Here is a 1,417-nt window from a genome sequence, read left to right as displayed (position 1 = left end):
GGTTTGAAAGTCGCGGTGATTTTTCTCGATCTGGATCACTTCAAGGAAATCAACGACACCCTGGGGCATGGCGTCGGCGATGACACCGCAGCTGCAACAGGCCATCCGCCTGCTCCAATTGTCGACCCTGGATCTGCAACAGGAAATCCAGGAGGCTCTGGAATCCAATCCGATGCTCGAACGCCAGGAAGAAGGCGACGACTTCGACAACTCGGATCCCATGGCCGACAACGCCGAACAGAAGCCCACCGAGATCCAGGAACCTTCCTATCAGGAAGCCGCACCGACCGTCGATAACCTCGAAGACGGCGAATGGAACGAACGCATCCCCAACGAACTTCCGGTCGACACAGCCTGGGAGGACGTTTACCAGACCAGCGCCAGCAGCCTGCCCAGCAGCGATGATGACGAGTGGGATTTCACCACCCGCACCTCCGCCGGCGAAAGCCTGCAAAGCCACTTGCTGTGGCAACTCAACCTCGCACCGATGTCCGACACCGATCGCCTGATCGCCGTGACCCTGATCGATTGCATCAACAATCAGGGCTACCTGGACGAAACCCTCGAAGAAATTCTCGAGGCGTTCGATCCGGAACTGGACATCGAACTGGACGAGATTGAAGCCGTCCTGCACCGGATCCAGCAATTTGAACCGGCCGGGATCGGCGCGCGCAACCTCAGCGAATGCCTGCTGCTGCAATTGCGTCAGCTGTCGGCCAAGACGCCTTGGCTGGCGGAAGCCAAACGTCTGGTCAGCGATTACATCGATCTGCTCGGCAGCCGTGATTACAGCCAGTTGATGCGCCGTATGAAGCTCAAGGAAGACGAGCTGCGCCAGGTTATCGAACTGGTACAAAGCCTCAATCCGCGTCCGGGCTCGCAGATCGAATCCACCGAAGCCGAATACGTCGTCCCTGACGTCATCGTGCGCAAGGACAACGAGCGCTGGCTGGTCGAGTTGAATCAGGAATCGATGCCACGCCTGCGCGTCAACGCGCAGTACGCCGGTTTCGTCCGGCGCGCCGACACCAGCGCCGACAACACTTTCATGCGCAATCAGTTGCAGGAAGCCCGCTGGTTCATCAAGAGCCTGCAGAGCCGCAACGAAACCCTGATGAAAGTTGCCACCCAGATCGTCGAGCATCAGCGCGGTTTTCTGGAGTACGGCGACGAAGCCATGAAGCCGTTGGTGCTGCACGACATCGCCGAAGCAGTCGGCATGCACGAATCAACGATTTCCCGGGTGACCACGCAGAAATTCATGCATACCCCGCGCGGTATTTATGAACTGAAATACTTTTTCTCCAGCCACGTCAGCACCTCTGAAGGCGGTGAATGCTCGTCCACGGCGATCCGCGCGTTCATCAAAAATCTGGTTGCCGCGGAACATCAGAAAAAGCCGTTGAGTGAGAGCTAG

Annotated in this window: 1 pseudogene; it reads left to right on the top strand. The window is 57.9% G+C overall.

Annotated features, from left to right (window positions below):
* Window positions 1-67 precede the first annotated feature (67 nt).
* Window positions 68-1,417, top strand: a pseudogene (locus ACIP1X_RS28935) (RNA polymerase factor sigma-54); the annotation flags it as partial.

The sequence above is a fragment of the Pseudomonas sp. NPDC088885 genome (assembly GCF_044750025.1).
Taxonomy (GTDB): domain Bacteria; phylum Pseudomonadota; class Gammaproteobacteria; order Pseudomonadales; family Pseudomonadaceae; genus Aquipseudomonas; species Aquipseudomonas rustica.
Note: the sequence above shows the minus strand (reverse complement) of the source record. Positions and strands in the feature narration are given on the sequence as shown.